Consider the following 15,926-nt stretch of genomic DNA (forward strand, 5'->3'; position numbering starts at 1 on the left):
CTCAGGCATCCTGCACCGCCGCCGTCAGCACGTAGCCTTTGCCCCAGACCGTGCGCAGCTGCCGCGCCTGATAGCCGACAGCCTTGAGCTTGCGGCGAATCTGGCTGATGTGCATGTCCAGGCTGCGGTCGTGCTGGGAATAGCCGCGCTGCAGGACGTGCTGATAGAGGAAGGCCTTGCTGAGGACGTCTTCCTGATTGCGCCAAAGGGTATCGAGCAGGCGGTACTCGCTGCCCGTCAATTGCGCGGGGCTACCGGCGAAGAAGACATCGCAGCGCCCGTCGTCGAAGGTCAGGCCGTCCTCTTCAGGTTTCTCCACGCCGGCATCGGGCTCGTGGGCGGTCAGGGCATGGAAGCGTCTTTCCAGCTCGATCCGGCGCAGGATCGCTTCGATGCGCACGCGCAACTCATCGACGCTGAAGGGTTTGGGCAGGTAATCGTCGGCGCCGTTCTGGAAGCCGGTGATGCGGTCGGCCTCGGCGCCGAGGGCGGACATGAGGATGATCGGCACGGTGTGGTGGCGGCGCAAATGGGTGAGGATGTCGAGGCCGTTCATGCCCGGCAGCAGGATGTCCATCAGCACCACATCAAAGGGTTCACGTTGCGCGCAGGCCAGTCCTTCGGCGCCGTTCTGGCACCAGGTCACCTGAAACCCGCAGCGATCGAGCTGATCGTGGACAAAAGCGCCGAGCACGACATCGTCCTCGATGGCGAGTATGTGGGGGCGGTGGATGCTGGCGGGAGTCATTGGCGTCTGCGACTGATTCTCAAGAAGAGGATTATTCAAGATTGCGCGCGACGGGGCAATGCTGGCCTGCCGGCTATGCGTTCTTTAGTAGGACCGGCTTCAGCCGGGAAGAGGCCAGTGTGGGCGCCATCAATTCTGCGGCGTAACACTTGACGCCTTCCCGGCTAAAGCCGGTCCCACTAGAGATACGCATTTTTATAGTGAGACTGGCTTTAGCCGGGAAGAGGCCGGTTTGGGCGCCATCAATCTGCGGTGTGATGACTGCCGCTTTCCCGGCTAAAGCCGGTCCTACAAGGGGAGTGTCCAAATCCATCAGGTGTGCGCGCGCCAGTCCCACTGTGTGCACGAGGCACAAATGACTACACTGCGCAGTGATTGCGCGTCACACGCTGCATTGACGCAGCAATTGCCTGAATTCGTGCCGGGTTGGTGGAGAAGAAGTGTGCTGAGAAAAGTGGGCATCAAAGGCCGCGTCATGCTGCTGACCCTGCTCCCGGCCTGCCTGATGGCGGCGTTGTTGGGGGGTTATTTCACCTGGATGCAACTGACCGAGTTGCAGACCCAGTTGCTCAAGCGTGGCGAAATGATTGCCAACGAGCTGGCGCCGCTGTCCGCCGGCGCGCTGGCCAGCGGCGATCAGGCCATGCTCGAACGCATCGCCGGGCAGGTGCTGGAACAGGCCGACGTGCGCGCGGTGTCGTTCCTTGACGCCGACCGCGCGATGCTGGCCCATGCCGGCCCGAGCATGATCAACCAGGCCCCCATCGGTAACAGCACGCACATGCTGCAGCGCTCGGAAAATGATGCCACCCGCTACCTGATGCCGGTGTTCGGGCGCAGCCGTCATCTGACCGGCGATGTCGTTCCCGCCGAAGCCGACCGTCTGCTGGGCTGGGTCGAGCTGGAACTGTCCCACAACGGCACCCTGCTGCGCGGTTATCGCAGCCTGTTTGCCAGCCTGATCCTGATTGTCATCGGCCTCGGCCTGACCGCCATGCTCTCCCTGCGCATGAGCCGCACCATCAACGGCCCGATCACTCAGATCAAACACGTCGTCGCTCAACTGAAGGATGGCAATCTGGAAGCGCGATTGCCGCCCATGGGCAGTTACGAGCTGGACGAACTCGGTTCGGGCATCAATCGCATGGCGGCGACGTTGCAGAACGCCCAGGAAGAATTGCAGCACAGCATCGAGCAGGCCACCGAGGACGTACGCCAGAACCTGGAAACCATCGAGATCCAGAACATCGAGCTGGACCTGGCGCGCAAGGAAGCCCTGGAAGCCAGCCGGATCAAGTCCGAGTTTCTGGCGAACATGAGCCATGAAATCCGCACGCCGCTCAACGGCATTCTCGGTTTCACCCACCTGTTGCAGAAAAGCGAACTGACGCCGCGCCAGTACGATTACCTGGGCACCATCGAAAAATCCGCCGACAACTTGCTGAGTATCATCAACGAGATTCTGGATTTCTCGAAGATTGAGGCCGGCAAGCTGGTCCTCGACGCGATTCCGTTCAACCTGCGCGACCTGTTGCAGGACACCCTGACCATCCTCGCCCCCGCCGCCCACGCCAAACAGCTGGAGCTGGTGAGTCTGGTTTATCGCGACACGCCGCTGTCGCTGGTGGGCGATCCGCTGCGGCTGCGGCAGATCCTGACCAACCTAGTCAGCAACGCCATCAAGTTCACCCGCGAGGGCACCATCGTGGCGCGGGCGATGCTGGAGGAGGAACACGACACCACCGTGCAGTTGCGCATCAGCGTGCAGGACACCGGCATTGGTCTTTCCAGCCAGGACGTGCGCGCACTGTTTCAGGCGTTCAGTCAGGCGGACAATTCGCTGTCGCGGCACTCCGGCGGCACCGGATTGGGGCTGGTGATTTCCAAGCGGCTAGTGGAGCAGATGGGCGGCGAGATCGGCGTCGAGAGCACACCCGGCGAAGGTTCGGAATTCTGGATCAGCCTGACGCTGCCGAAAACCCGCGACGACCTCGAAGACCTGCCCGCCCCGCCGCTGCTGGGCCGGCGCGTGGCGGTGCTGGAGCATCACGACCTGTCACGCCAGGCCCTTGAGCATCAACTGGAAGACTGCGGCCTGCAGCCGATGGTCTTCAACAATCTGGAAAACCTCATCAATGGCGTGACCGTGGTGCACCAGACGCCCCACGCCATCGACATGGCCGTGCTCGGCGTGACTGCCCACGAGCTGCCGCCCGAGCGTCTGCGCCAGCAGATCTGGGACCTGGAAAACCTCAACTGCAAAGTGCTGGTGCTGTGCCCCACCACCGAACAGGCGCTGTATCAGTTTTCCGTGCCCGACGCCTACAACCAGTTGCAGGCCAAGCCGGCGTGCACGCGCAAATTGCGCCGCGCGCTGTCGGAGCTGATCCAGCCCAAGCAGTTGCGCAACGAGGTACCGGAGCCGCTGTCGAGCCGGCCGCCGCGCATTCTCTGTGTGGACGACAACCCGGCGAACCTGTTGCTGGTGCAGACCTTGCTCGAAGACATGGGCGCCAGAGTCAAGGCCGTCGACAGTGGTTATGCGGCGGTGCAAGCGGTGCAGGATGAGCCTTTCGATCTGGTGCTGATGGACGTGCAGATGCCGGGCATGGACGGGCGTCAGGCCACCGAAGAAATTCGCAGCTGGGAGAGCGAACGTCAGGCCTCGTCGCTGCCGATCGTCGCCCTCACCGCCCACGCCATGGCCAACGAAAAGCGCGCGCTGTTGCAGAGCGGCATGGACGACTACCTGACCAAGCCGATCAGCGAACGTCAACTGGCGCAGGTGGTGCTGAAGTGGACCGGGCTGGCGCTGCGCAATCAGGCGCCGGAGCGGCACGTCGAAATCGCCCAGGGCGGTATCAATTTGCAGGTGCTCGATCACGAGGAAGGGCTGCGGCTGGCGGCGGGGAAAGCCGACCTGGCGGCGGACATGCTGGCGATGCTGCTGGCCTCCCTCGCCACCGACCGCGAAGCCATCCTCACTGCCCGCGAGGCCAGGGACAACGTCGCACTGATCGAACGCGTCCACCGCCTTCACGGCGCGACCCGTTACTGCGGCGTCCCGCAATTGCGCGCGGCCTGTCAACGCAGCGAGACCCTGTTGAAGCAGGAATCGGCGGACAGCGACAAGGCACTGGATGAATTGGAGAAGGCGATCAACCGCCTGGAAACCGAGGCCCGTGTGAGTGCTTGATCTGGGTCACTGGTTTTTTGTTCTGTGATGGATAGGCTGCAGGGTTCGGGGTGGGTCAGGTCAAATGAGGGCACTGACAGAACGCCTTCGCGAGCAAGCTCACTCCTACAGTGGATATGCGGGGTGCCTAAATCTCACGTTCGACGCGACATTGCAGGCCCATCTGTAAAGGAACAACCATGCGCACGCTTGTTTACAGCAGCCAGACTTACGACCGCGAGAGCTTTCTCGGCGCGCAGATCGCGCCGGACATCGAACTGCATTTCCAGCCCGCGCGGTTGACCCTGGACACGGTGGCGCTGGCCGATCAATACGAGGTGGTCTGCGCCTTCATCAATGACGACCTGAGCGGGCCGGTTCTTGAGCAACTGGCCGCAGGCGGCACCAAGCTGATCGCCCTGCGCTCGGCCGGCTTCAATCACGTCGACCTCGCCGTCGCCAAGCGCCTCGGCCTGAGCGTCGTGCGGGTTCCGGCCTACTCGCCCCATGCCGTGGCCGAGCATGCGGTGGCGTTGATCCTCTCGTTGAACCGCCATCTGCACCGTGCTTACAACCGCACCCGCGACGGCGATTTCAGCCTGCACGGCCTGACCGGGTTCGATCTGGTGGGCAAGACCGTCGGCGTGGTCGGCACCGGGCAGATCGGGGCGACGTTCGCACGGATCATGGCCGGCTTCGGCTGCCAACTGCTGGCCTACGATCCGTACCCGAACCCGCTGGTCGAAGCACTGGGCGCCCGCTATCTGCCCCTCGACGAATTGCTCGCCGAAGCGCAGATCATCAGCCTGCACTGCCCGCTCAACGAGCACACCTGGCACCTGATCAACCCGGATTCGCTGTCGCGCATGCAGCACGGCGCGATGCTGATCAATACCGGGCGCGGCGCGCTGGTGAATACGCCGGCGCTGATCGACGCGCTCAAAAGCGGTCAGCTGGGTTACCTCGGGCTGGACGTCTACGAAGAGGAAGCGCAGCTGTTTTTCGAAGACCGCTCGGACCTGCCGCTGCAGGACGATGTGCTGGCGCGCCTGCTGACGTTCCCCAATGTGGTGATCACCGCCCATCAGGCGTTTCTGACCAAAGAAGCCCTCGGCGCCATCGCCCAGACTACGCTGGATAACATCACCGGTTGGGCGGCGGGCAGCCCGCAGAATCTGGTGCAGTGAGCGCGTTCTCTGCCGATCCCGGGCCGGTCGGCAGCGAGAATCCCCACTCTAAAGTGTTAGCATGCGCGCCTATTTGGAGACCCCCATGGCCGAACACGATTTCCGTTACAGCATGCTCACCCCGCAACACACCCTGATCGAATGCCGCAGCCTGGCCGTCGGTCGCTACCAGGTCACCGGCAACGGCGGCTCGATCAAGCCCGACGACGTGCTGCTGGTCACCGTCAAAGGCAGCAAAGAGCTGTTCATGCGCTTGAACGTGGAAAAAGTCCGCCACCTGATCAACCCGACCGGTCAGTGGGTGGCCGTTGCCAATGGCCCGGCGTTCACCGAGTTGGCGATCCATCAGTGGAAAGTGAACTGCAACGACTGCGGCAAAGAGCGCGACATCGAGTTCATGGTCGACGGCAAGGACGGCAAAAAAGCCCTCAAACCCGCCGCCACAGCGCGCATCGAGGAACTGGGCTGGAAGGTCGTCGGCGAAAACCACCTCTGCCCTGCCTGCGCGAAGAAAGCCGCATGAAACCGCTTTTGCTGACACTGCTGGCGGCCACGCTGCTGGCAGGATGCGCCACCAAACCCCCTGCCCTTAAGCAGGACCACGGTTACGTGCTGGAATGGATCGGTGAACGTCCGTTGATCGACAACAGTCACCTGACCATGACCCTGGGGAACGACGGCCGCGCCTACGGCAACGCCGGCTGCAACCACTGGTTCGCGTCGTACCAGTTGCAGGGCAATACGATTACCTTCGGCCCGGTCGGCAGCACCCGCAAACTGTGCGCGCCTGCGCTGATGGAACAGGAACACCGGTTCCTTGAAGCGATGGGTAAAGTGCAGCGGTGGGATGTGTCGCCCATCGAGCAACTGCGGTTGTGGCCTGCCCAGGGCAAACCGTTGCGGTTCTGGCTGGAGGAGGACTGAGGCTGGCTGCTTCCGGTTAATAGCTACAGGAGCGTGCCTCGTGGCGGCGTCTGGTGCGAAGCAGCGTGACATCGGCTACGTCGGACACGTTCATTTAACGGCTTCTTGTGTTAGAGAACTAAAGTTGTGGCATGCGAATTAAACCTCTCTAAGCTAATTTGCGCGGTACTAGGAGCGCCCCCCCAAGTCCTAACTAATGCTGGCCGTGATGTCAGTTAAAGGTTTAGCACAGAAAGGAGAGCTAGGCCTCGGTATGCGGTTCCAGTCTCCAAAACTGGCGCTCTTTGGTGTCTACTTTCGCGCCAGAAGCGAACGCTGAACAAATGACCCATGCGTTTTTGAGGCCGAAAGACAGTGGTAAGTGTGTGGAAAGGTGCTCAGCTATGCATGCCGTCATCAATGCTTTATGAATCTTATAAGAAGTACATGTCCCGATAACCGGCAACGATGGCTAAATTACTGCCGATCGTCAGAGTCAGCGATCAGCCAAGAGCTAGGCAGTTGAAACATCAAGCTCTGGCCGAATCCTGCCACCCCATTATTCAGAGCGTGCCTCGTAAGTAATATCCCGAATATCACTTGAGCCCCATCTACTTGCGTTTCCTGTACCGCGACACGGACAGAAGCCTAACTTGTTTTGGGGTGGGGCTGCTCCGAAGCGGGTTGGCGCACTACATTCTCGCTAATGCTCATCTACTCTTATGCAGAAGTGCACCATCCCGACCGTCGCTTACCCGTTTGCCTGACCTCCGCGTCAGCACATTTCTTCAAGACCTTTGAGGCTTCTCGCTTTAACCACCTTGTTGAGAACTTTAGGCTATTTCCTTGCGCCTATACTGGCGGGGACGCCTGAAAAAAGCGCGGACAGTACTGGAAAGTCACTGATCTGCCGACGCATTTCAACTAACACCGTTGGATGTGGAAGTTCAAGAAGCTCAGCTATTAGCCGCTCACTGCCCGGTATATCATTAGCAGCCAGCCGAGCGGAGTATCGAGTCAAGTAATCTACAAAGCTGTTGTACGCCTGCTGCCTCAACCTAGCGAGGCCCGAATTATTCAAATCAAACAATTCTACAGTAAAATCGCCACGCTTTTTCTGCCGATCAGACCCCACCGCTACGAACCTTCCGGTAGCTAATTCCAACCTTAACAATAGAAGCGGATCGTCCACTCTCGGATCAATCAGTACATGATCTCCAAGCGGTACCGGAGTATCCATCGGATAGGTGCGATCAAATTTAACAACTTCATCATTGGCATCAAATACAGCATACGTGTCTTTCTTCTCATCCTGATTGCAAATCACACAGGCATAAATATAGTTTAGCCAGCTGAATGCCTCTTCCGGATAGTGCCGTTTGGGTCTAATGTGGTCGATATCCCTATAGCGATCCCGTTCACAGTACACGCAGGCATCCCCTGGTGGCGCTGCCTTAGCCAACTTTGCTTTTACGTCCCTGAACGCCTTACTGCTCTTATTCGTAAATAACAACGTTGCTTTTTTATATTTCTCGGCATGCGAACTCAACGAATCTACCTGACTCTGCAAATCGGAAAGGCTTCGCAGCGAGGTATTTTCCAAATCTTCACAGATACATTTCAACATGATAACTATCCCTCAAGCCTTCCTGCGCTCGCCGGAAATATCTTTCGTAGAGTGCTACGTTCAAGGGTCTCATCACTACTCAGATCTCTATCGATGGCGATCGCGTTGAGCTGCGCCAAACGATTCAATTTATTATCTCCCGCCTCGGACCTGATTACATTTCGACCAAACAGCTCCGTCGAAAATGCATCAAGAACATCGCCATAGACTAATTGTTCCAGTTCTAAATCCATGACCTTCTTAAATGAGTTATCCATACCTGGCGACGAAAGTTTCCAGACCGTGCCTGCCATCACGCCATCACTGTCTGCAATCGCCCTGCAAACGATGGGAGAATGGGTCGTCACAATGAACTGAATTTTCGGAAAGCGGGATCTTAGCCAGACACCAATGTCCCGCTGCCAGGTTGGATGCAGATGCGTGTCAATTTCGTCAATGGCAACGACGCCTGGGACTAATACCACGCCCTCTTGGTTATCCATGGCCTTAACCATCGATTTTAGGCTGTGCATCTCAAACATCTGCCTGAGCAATTCAATCACCATACTCAACGCGCAGCGGTATCCATCGCTCAATTCAGACAATGTTACGCTGACTCCATTGCCATCCTTGATTACTATCTCATCATCTGTTACGTCGATAATCCTTGCACCATGCGCTAGAAAATTACTGATATTGAGGAAGCGTACCACTAGATCTAGGGTTGTTCGCGCATCGGATGAACCGCCAGATCTCTCTTCCCGTAGCGCTTTACTAAATAGGGATGTCAGCCAAGTCATCGCATCAGTAAGGGCAACTTCTTCGCCAAAGGCGGTAAGATGCGGTGCAAGCCGTTTATTTGTGACAAATAACTTATCATAATCTCGGTCTCCTCCTGAAAACCTTCGAAATGGTCCGAAAGAAGCAGCAAACCAACCCTCACCACCTCCCCATACCGTTCTTTGAGTACGCTCCCCAGTAAAACGCAACTCAACGGGGCGCCCGAATTGCTCATCAGTCTGCTCTATCAGCACATGCCCATTTATCGACTTAGATGGCCACGGCCCCGCACCCACCAGATAGTCATAATCACCATCCTTACTGAATGCTGCTGATATACTGCACTTCGACTCCCCTATCTTTATCCACCGATTGAAATCCTGGCGAGCGGCGTATGCCTCCTTCTCCCCTATTATAATTAGAGCAAGGGATTTTATTAAAGAGGATTTACCTGACCCATTAGCACCCAAAATAACATGCCAACCGGCCTCTTTCCCCTTTTCAAACTCCATCGACACATTAGAAAGAGCTCTTACGTTTTCTATACTTAATCGCTTTAAATACATACTACCCCCAAGATTACCGGTTAAAAGCCACGGCAAGGCTGAATGTGCAACCTTATAGCGTCAGACAAAAAATAGCAATGCACAACCATCGCCAACTTAAAGTCTGGTAGTGCCAGCCTCAATTAAGCCACAACCAATCCTAGCGACGAATAGGAAAGAATACATGCACAATACTTCCCTCGCGCATCAGATTCAATACTTCGACCCCACTTTTAAACTGCACAGATAGCCAATGAGCGGTATGCAAGTAATCGTGTTTTAATTCAAGTTAATTCTTCAAGGAGCGTCGCTGGACATTCGAAGTGATACCAACTTAGTAGCGAGCAATAAACAAGTCATCTACCTTCTGTCAGTGTGACGCAATTCCAATGACCTAGGGGCCGTCTGAACGTATCAGCGCTAACGCAAAATCAGTAATCAGGGATAGCGCCGGCTGCAATCACTGGTTCGCGTCATACCAGTTGCATGGCAATGCCATCACTTTCGGCCCGGTCGGCAGCACCCGCAAATTGTGCGCGCCGGCGTTGATGGAGCAGGAGCATCGGTTCCTTGAAGGGATGGGCAAAGTGCAGCGGTGGGATGTTTCGCCCATCGAGCAATTGCGGCTGCTGCCTGCGCAGGGCGGACCGTTGCGGTTTTGGTTGGAAGAGGACTGAGGCTGGCCTGCATTTTCAGGAGCGTGGCCTGCCCCGCGATCTGGGAACCGGCCAGGGGTTGATCCGGCGTTGGCGCTTTCCTTGCTAAAGACCATTAGCGGTCACAAACAGCCAATCGAGCGCCGATAGGAACGGCACTTGCACAGGATGTCGAGACGCCGGACATAAGGAAATGACATGAAGGAATGGCAAACATGCCGCATTAGCGAGCAGCAACTGCAGGCCGTGTCGGAAGGCGTTATAAAACACGGTCAGAACTTGTCCCGTGGACGGGGCGGCGTTGCAGACCCTATGGCTTGCATGGTATTGGAAGATAGAATCTTGATAGGCGGTGTGACGGGCCGTACTGAATTCCGACGTCTTTTTATCAATTACCTGTGGGTAGACGCCGCTTGCCGAGGGCGGAAACTCGGTACTGAGCTTTTGCACCGACTTGAGGCGCTGGCTCTGGCGCGTGGATGCCGGGAAGCACTCATTGAGACCCTCGATGACGGGGTGGCTGACTGGTATAAACGCTGCGGTTACCGAATCGTTGCGCATCTTCCGGGATACTGCGGGCCTTGGAGTCGCCACACGCTTTTGAAAACACTGAATCCGGAAAGTGGTGCTTGAGGGGCGACTTGCCCGAGTCACCTTAACCAGATCAGGCTATTTACGCTCTACGCTCCCACGCACGAAGGCTGCACTGTTGCACAGGTGAGAGACCCAAAACCTGGCAAAGCTAAACGCGCGTTCAACACCCAGCATTTGCCTAGGAAAACTTCAATGCGACGTGCTTACTCAGTCCACGTTTTTCTGACCCGTTCTTTGGGAGGCGAACGCCAGTATCTGATTTTCCAGCGTGCGGCTCGCAACGATCTAGACTTGCCAGCGTTCTTTCAGGGCATATCGGGCGCGCTTGAAGATCAGGAAAGCTTCCAGGACGCGGCAGTTCGCGAGGTGTTCGAAGAAACTGAGCTGCGCATCAACAGCCCAATCTACTCTGGATTCAGTCACCACTATCCGATCAAGGAGCAATGGCGAAAGCACTATGGTGCGGAGCCTCAGCAAGTAGAGGAGCGCGTCTTTACTGTAGATGTTTCGGGCATGGAAGATCCCGTCCTCTCAGCGGAGCACACATCATTTCGCTGGCTTCGGCTTACCGAGGCGCTGTCATTGCTGACTTACGGCGCAAATGCGGAATGTCTTCTCAGTGTTGATCAACTATGGTCGCGCGCCATTGGCGAAGCTGTTCCCAACTGAATGAGCGCGGCATCCAATGTTCCTTTTAGCTCAAACTCCTTGGCATCTTCGCGAGCAAGCTCGCTCCCACAATTTCGTGCATCGGCAGAACCATCTGCGGTGTTGTTTGATGTGACTGACTAGGCTGACGGACGCGCTTCGCATCCGTCACCTGTTCGACGACAACGGCTGAAACTCGCCGCGTTCCAGGTTTTGCACCCGGTTGCCCATGGCGTCCGTCGCATTGAGGTCCGCGCCTTTGGCGGCCAGTGCGTCAAGAACATCCTTGCGATGGAACAGCGCCGCGTACATGGCGGCGGTCTGACCCGCGTTATTGCGTTGATCGGGCGCGCAATTGGCGTCGACCAGTTGGCGAGCGATGCTGAGTTCGCCTTTGAAGATCGCCCCCATCAACGCCGTGTTGCCCCTCAGATCTTTGGCGCAGGGATCAGCGCCCGCATTGAGCAGTTGGGTGACGGTCGATTGCTGGCCGTGGTAAGCGGCGAGAATCAGGGCGGTGTAGCCTTTTTCGTCCTGTATGTTCAGGTCGAACTTCGCGTTGATGAATTCGTTGAGCATGTCTTGGCGGCCGTCTCGGGCGGCCTGGAAAAACAGCTCCCGAAGTTGCGCCTGGGTGTCGCCGGCAGTGTCGGCACCGTTGCCGCTATAGGATGGGCTGGCTTGGGCCACGCCCGCCGCCAGACACAGCAGCAACACATAAAGGGTTCTGCGCATGTGATGTCCTCCAGAAACCCCGACCCGCCGTGCAAACGGGTCGGGGTGATCGGTCAGTCCTGCAGTGCCGCGGCCAGTTGCTTGACCTTGGCCAGATCGCCATTGGCAACCTTGGTCACGCCGGTGCCGTATTCCGGATCTGCCTTGTAGAGGAACGACAGCATGATGTTCTTGCTCTCGGTATCGGTGGTCGCCAGGGATTCACCAAAGCTCTGGATCAGGTCCTTGCGGTCCTTCTCGCTGTAGGAACGATACAAGTCGCCCGCCTGCTTGAAGTTTTGCTCTTTCTGGATCTTCGCTTGCTGTGTGCTGCCGGACAGTGGCAGTTGGCTGTAGCGCGCCTCTTCAGCCGCTGGACGCGGATTGAGTCGGCTTGGCTCGTAGTTCACGCCAGTCGTAGTGTGACCGGTGTTGAGCGGGCCGTCCTGGTTGCCGTTGTTGACCTTGACCCGTGGCGCGTTGATCGGGAGGCTCAACACGTTAGGCCCCACGCGATAGAGCTGGGTGTCCGCGTAGGAAAATACTCGGCCTTGCAGCAGGCGATCTTCCGAAGGCTCGATACCCGGCACAACGTTGGCGGGCGCCATGGCGACCTGCTCGGTCTCCTGGAAGAAGTTATCCACGTTCTTGTTCAAGACCATCTGGCCGATTTTGCGCTCGGGAATATTGGGCCAGATTTTGGTGGCGTCCAGCGGGTCGAAGTCGAACTTCGCCAGGTCCTCAGGCTTGACCACCTGGACGTACAGGTCCCATTTCGGGAAGTCACCCTTGTTGATGGCGCCCACCAGATCGTGGGTCAGGTGGCTGTAGTCCTTGGACTGCACTTCAGCGACCTGCTTGGGATCGAGGTTTTTCAGGCCCTGCAGGCTTTTCCAGTGAAACTTCACATAGTTGACTTCGCCCTTGGCGTTCACCAGTTTGTAGGCGTGTACGCCGTTGCCGTCCATGGTGCGATAGCTGGCGGGTGTGCCTTCGTTGGAGTACAGCAAGGTCAACGTGCGCGTGGCTTCCGGGACGTGGGAGAAGAAATCGAAACGTCGCGAATCGTCATCCAGGTTGGTGCGCGGGTCAGGCTTGAAGGCGTGGACCATGTCCGGGAACTTGATCGCGTCGCGGATGAAAAACGTCGGGAAGTTATTACCGACCAAGTCCCAATTGCCGTCGGCCGTGTAGAACTTGGTGGCGAAGCCGCGCGGGTCACGCAGGGTTTCAGGGGAGTGATTGCCGTGGACAACGGCGGAGAACCGCACGAACACCGGGGTGTGCTCGCCTTTGCGGAAGACCGTGGCCTTGCTCAGATCGGAGGCGTCGTCGGATGCAACGAATTCGCCATGCACGCCAGTACCGCGAGCATGCACGACACGCTCCGGAATGCGTTCACGATCAAAGCGCTGGAGTTTTTGCAGCAACTGTACATCTTGCAGCAGGACCGGACCGTTTGGGCCGGCAGTCTGGGAGTTCTGGTTATCGCCAACGGCGGCGCCGTTGTCGCGGGTCAGGGTGTCAGCGTACGCTGCAGAACTGACCATCAGGCTCGCGCCAATCAGGCTGGCGGCAATATGGGAGCGGGGTAAGTACATCGCGGACTCTCTCTTTCTGGTTGTTCTGAGAGTCAAAGCCTACGGCTAGAGCCCGCGATTGCTGAATTAGTTCTGGCTATGCGTTTGATAGGTTTAAAAATATTGACGGTCAACCGACGGGCATCACCATCCTGCGCCGCAACAGCTGCTTGCCCAGCGCTTGCCCTCTGAGCTCGACATAGTGATAAGTCGCGCTGGAAATCGTCACGACTACCGCCAGAATCAGCAGCACCATCAGGTTATTCAACCAGCCGTGCCCGGTGTCCAGGTAGCGGATGTCATCCAGCATCGGCGCGGCAGCAAAACCGGTTTTTTTCTGCACCACCATAAAAGCCGAAATCACGAAGAACAGCACGGCCAGATGGGTCAGGTAGATGGAGTAGGACCACCGCCCCAGACGGGCGAAGCATTCGTGCTTGAGCACCCGCGACAGCGCCCCGCCATCAAAGGCAAACAGCACGATGGTGACGCAAAACACCGCGCTCGCCGCCAATACCTTTTGCGGCAACTCACTGGTCAGCACCCACCAGATGCAGATGGCTGCCAAGGCTTCCAGCACGCTAAGCAGCGCAAAGCCCGGCGCAATCCAGCGTCTGAGGCGGTTGAAAAAGCCGTAGGCCAAGGCCCCGGCAAAGAAACAGCCCAGGCCTTTTTGCGCGTAGACGGTCAGTACATCAATCTGGCTGTACAGCAGCGCAAATCCGCCGAGGGCGATGACGGTCCACAGCAGGTATCGGCGAGTGGACGCCATGAACAGGGTTGCGGCGAAGACCATGTAGGTCCAGTACTGGATGCTGATGCTCCAGGACGCGGTGTTGAATGACAGGTTTTCCGTCAGGTGCGTCCAGCTTTGCAGCAGCAGGAGATTGGGCAGGATCTCCGACGGTGCATAGATGCCGGTAAACGGCGGCTGGTTAAAGGAAAAACCTTTTTTGTAGGCGGCGTATTTGAGAAATTCCAGGCCAATGAATACCGCCAGCATGAAGACATGCAGGGGTAGCAGGCGAAAGGTGCGGGAAACCAGGAAGTGGCTGACGTCCAGATGAGGCTTGCTGCCGTAGGCGTGAGCCATCACGAAGCCACTGAGGACAAAGAAGAACTCGACGAACAGGTCGGCGTTGGAGAAGAACGTCCACTCCGTGATGCTGCCGACGACATGGGTGTGATAAAGGACGACCGCTATTGCGCAGAGACCGCGCAGGCTGTCCAGCGCGTGAAATCGTGTCACTTCTTGCATGTAAACCCCCGATTGGTTGCCATCGCTCGAAAGCGCCTAAAGCAACCCATCGGGTTCGGTCGCGTACTACCTCAGGCAGAACCATAGTGCAGGGATGGGTTTGTGCAAGGAGCGTTGGTCGAAGATGTAACCGAGTTGAATCCCGGGGCCGCAGGTATCTAGGCAGAGATAAGCCGCTAGGGCCGATCGGCGCCCCTTGGAGCGCCAAATCACAAATGCAGTGCTGGCCCTTTAAGCACAGCGCCATCTGCCGAAGGAACTCGTACACGCAGTGCAATCAGCAACGCGGCCAGCAGCATCAGCACGGCCGCCGCCAGAAAAACGCCTGCGCTGCCACCGACGCTGAACATGGCACCACCCGCAGCTGCGCCTGTGGCGATGGCCGATTGTACAGACGCCACCACCATGCCCCCGGCGCTTTCCGCCTGGTCAGGGACCGCGCTGGCGACCCAGTTCGACCACGCCACCGGCACACCGCCAAACGCCAAGCCCCAGACCGCCAGCAGGACGGCCTGCCCTGGCACAGAGGCTGGCAACAGGACCAACGCCAGTGCCGCAACGCCTACCAGCGCGGGCATCAACACCAGGGTGGCCAGCGGGTGACGAGTCAGCAACCACCCCGCCACCAACGTGCCGACAAAGTTCGCCACACCAAAACCCAGCAGCATCAGCGACAGCCCCTGCGGGCCAACGCCAGTCGTGCCTTCGAGGAATGGCCGGATATACGTGAACATCGCAAAGTGGCCGCTGTGCACCAGCACGCAACCGAACATCCCCATGGCGATGCCCGGGCGCAGCAGCACTTCAAGTACCGTGCGCAGACGGGCCGGACGGCGTGGCGCGAGACTCGGCAGCGTGAACGACTGGAATGCCAGGGTCACCACCCCCACCGCTGCCGCTGCAAAGAACGCGCTGCGCCAGCCATATAGCCCGCCCAGATAACTGCCCAGCGGGACTGCAACCACTGTCCCGATGGCGATGCCGCTGAAAATGATCGAGAGCGCTCGCGGCAACAAGGCCCCCGGCACCAAGCGCATCGCCACCGCCGCCGCCATGCTCCAGAACCCGCCAAGCGCGATGCCCAGCAGGATACGCATCGCCAAAAGCACCGCGAAACTGGAGGAAACCGCGACCAACAGATTGGAAGCGATCATCAACGTGGAAAAACCCAGTAGCACCCAGCGGCGATCAATGCTGCGAGTCAGGCCGGGCACCAACAGGCCCGCGAACAGTGCCACCACAGCGGTTACCGTTACCGCTTGGCCAGCCAGCGCTTCGGACACCGCCAGCTCCTTCGCCATTGGCGTCAACAGGCTGGCCGGGAGGTACTCGGCAGTCAGCAAACCGAATACGCCCATGGCCAACGAGAACACGGCCATCCACGCGGGGGTTGCAGGTTCTACATCCGGCCCGGTGCCGGAACGGCTGTCGGGTACGGCATTGCATGTAAGGTCGGTCATTGCACAGATCTCCCAATCTTCAATTGCGACCCGCAGTCTAGGCGGGTGAATCCGGATGATCTATGATCGAAA

The 15,926-nt window shown here is 58.2% G+C and carries 13 protein-coding genes and 1 pseudogene; 7 read left to right on the top strand and 7 right to left on the bottom strand.

The window, feature by feature from the left end; translation table 11 throughout:
- Position 1: 1 nt before the first annotated feature.
- Entirely contained in the window at positions 2–748 is a 747-nt protein-coding gene (locus AC07VF_RS00925; protein WP_495008834.1) for a response regulator transcription factor, read from the bottom strand.
- A gap of 442 nt (positions 749–1,190) precedes the next feature.
- Between AC07VF_RS00925 and AC07VF_RS00930 the strand changes: the two genes are divergently transcribed.
- The 4 genes from AC07VF_RS00930 to AC07VF_RS00945 all read left to right on the top strand — a co-directional run bounded on the left by AC07VF_RS00930 (position 1,191) and on the right by AC07VF_RS00945 (position 6,034).
- On the top strand, positions 1,191–3,944 hold the full coding sequence (locus AC07VF_RS00930) for a response regulator (protein WP_192172955.1): 2,754 nt from the start codon (positions 1,191–1,193) through the stop codon (positions 3,942–3,944).
- A gap of 179 nt (positions 3,945–4,123) precedes the next feature.
- Positions 4,124–5,110 (top strand): 2-hydroxyacid dehydrogenase, encoded by a 987-nt coding sequence (locus AC07VF_RS00935; protein ID WP_495008833.1) that lies wholly within the window; start codon positions 4,124–4,126, stop codon positions 5,108–5,110.
- A gap of 85 nt (positions 5,111–5,195) precedes the next feature.
- On the top strand, positions 5,196–5,633 hold the full coding sequence (locus AC07VF_RS00940; protein ID WP_065992852.1) for a hypothetical protein: 438 nt from the start codon (positions 5,196–5,198) through the stop codon (positions 5,631–5,633).
- Entirely contained in the window at positions 5,630–6,034 is a 405-nt protein-coding gene (locus AC07VF_RS00945; protein ID WP_495008832.1) for an META domain-containing protein, read from the top strand. Before AC07VF_RS00940 ends, AC07VF_RS00945 begins: the two co-directional genes overlap by 4 nt.
- An 817-nt stretch (positions 6,035–6,851) precedes the next feature.
- On the opposite strand, the gene AC07VF_RS00950 is transcribed toward AC07VF_RS00945, so the two are convergent.
- Positions 6,852–7,640, bottom strand: a complete 789-nt coding sequence (locus tag AC07VF_RS00950; RefSeq protein ID WP_495008831.1) for an HNH endonuclease — start codon at positions 7,638–7,640, stop codon at positions 6,852–6,854.
- 5 nt (positions 7,641–7,645) lie between these two features.
- Positions 7,646–8,965, bottom strand: coding sequence for an AAA family ATPase (locus tag AC07VF_RS00955; protein ID WP_495008830.1), 1,320 nt, complete (start codon positions 8,963–8,965; stop codon positions 7,646–7,648).
- A 425-nt stretch (positions 8,966–9,390) separates the two neighbouring features.
- Here AC07VF_RS00955 and AC07VF_RS00960 point away from each other — a divergent pair.
- From AC07VF_RS00960 to AC07VF_RS00970, 3 genes and pseudogenes are all read left to right on the top strand, one after another.
- Positions 9,391–9,621 (top strand): annotated as a pseudogene (locus AC07VF_RS00960) (META domain-containing protein); the annotation flags it as partial.
- A gap of 177 nt (positions 9,622–9,798) precedes the next feature.
- Positions 9,799–10,233, top strand: coding sequence for a GNAT family N-acetyltransferase (locus AC07VF_RS00965; RefSeq protein WP_495008829.1), 435 nt, complete (start codon positions 9,799–9,801; stop codon positions 10,231–10,233).
- A gap of 153 nt (positions 10,234–10,386) precedes the next feature.
- Complete coding sequence (locus AC07VF_RS00970) at positions 10,387–10,863, top strand: NUDIX domain-containing protein (protein WP_495008828.1); 477 nt, start codon at positions 10,387–10,389, stop codon at positions 10,861–10,863.
- Positions 10,864–11,010: 147 nt separating this feature from the next.
- Here the strand turns inward: AC07VF_RS00970 and AC07VF_RS00975 are convergent, their stop codons facing one another.
- The 4 genes from AC07VF_RS00975 to AC07VF_RS00990 all read right to left on the bottom strand — a co-directional run bounded on the left by AC07VF_RS00975 (position 11,011) and on the right by AC07VF_RS00990 (position 15,854).
- Complete coding sequence (locus AC07VF_RS00975; protein ID WP_495008827.1) at positions 11,011–11,577, bottom strand: ankyrin repeat domain-containing protein; 567 nt, start codon at positions 11,575–11,577, stop codon at positions 11,011–11,013.
- 53 nt (positions 11,578–11,630) lie between these two features.
- Positions 11,631–13,106 carry a catalase KatB gene (gene katB / locus AC07VF_RS00980; protein ID WP_495008914.1) on the bottom strand — a complete coding sequence of 492 codons (1,476 nt, stop codon included), beginning with the start codon at positions 13,104–13,106 and terminating at the stop codon, positions 11,631–11,633.
- A gap of 160 nt (positions 13,107–13,266) precedes the next feature.
- Entirely contained in the window at positions 13,267–14,394 is a 1,128-nt protein-coding gene (locus AC07VF_RS00985) for an acyltransferase family protein (RefSeq protein WP_495008826.1), read from the bottom strand.
- Between the two features lie 209 nt (positions 14,395–14,603).
- Positions 14,604–15,854, bottom strand: a complete 1,251-nt coding sequence (locus AC07VF_RS00990; protein WP_495008825.1) for an MFS transporter — start codon at positions 15,852–15,854, stop codon at positions 14,604–14,606.
- Positions 15,855–15,926: the final 72 nt, after the last annotated feature.

Source organism: Pseudomonas sp. GW821-FHT02H06 (assembly GCF_059421525.1).

What these genes read in the sequence shown, in the direction of transcription:
- AC07VF_RS00925 (WP_495008834.1), bottom strand. Translation starts at nt 748, where the DNA reads ATGACTCCCGCCAGCATCCACCGCCCCCACATACTCGCCATCGAGGAC.
- AC07VF_RS00935 (WP_495008833.1), top strand. Translation starts at nt 4,124, where the DNA reads ATGCGCACGCTTGTTTACAGCAGCCAGACTTACGACCGCGAGAGCTTT.
- AC07VF_RS00940 (WP_065992852.1), top strand. Translation starts at nt 5,196, where the DNA reads ATGGCCGAACACGATTTCCGTTACAGCATGCTCACCCCGCAACACACC.
- AC07VF_RS00945 (WP_495008832.1), top strand. Translation starts at nt 5,630, where the DNA reads ATGAAACCGCTTTTGCTGACACTGCTGGCGGCCACGCTGCTGGCAGGA.
- AC07VF_RS00950 (WP_495008831.1), bottom strand. Translation starts at nt 7,640, where the DNA reads ATGTTGAAATGTATCTGTGAAGATTTGGAAAATACCTCGCTGCGAAGC.
- AC07VF_RS00955 (WP_495008830.1), bottom strand. Translation starts at nt 8,965, where the DNA reads ATGTATTTAAAGCGATTAAGTATAGAAAACGTAAGAGCTCTTTCTAAT.
- AC07VF_RS00965 (WP_495008829.1), top strand. Translation starts at nt 9,799, where the DNA reads ATGAAGGAATGGCAAACATGCCGCATTAGCGAGCAGCAACTGCAGGCC.
- AC07VF_RS00970 (WP_495008828.1), top strand. Translation starts at nt 10,387, where the DNA reads ATGCGACGTGCTTACTCAGTCCACGTTTTTCTGACCCGTTCTTTGGGA.
- AC07VF_RS00975 (WP_495008827.1), bottom strand. Translation starts at nt 11,577, where the DNA reads ATGCGCAGAACCCTTTATGTGTTGCTGCTGTGTCTGGCGGCGGGCGTG.
- katB (WP_495008914.1), bottom strand. Translation starts at nt 13,106, where the DNA reads ATGGTCAGTTCTGCAGCGTACGCTGACACCCTGACCCGCGACAACGGC.
- AC07VF_RS00985 (WP_495008826.1), bottom strand. Translation starts at nt 14,394, where the DNA reads ATGCAAGAAGTGACACGATTTCACGCGCTGGACAGCCTGCGCGGTCTC.
- AC07VF_RS00990 (WP_495008825.1), bottom strand. Translation starts at nt 15,854, where the DNA reads ATGACCGACCTTACATGCAATGCCGTACCCGACAGCCGTTCCGGCACC.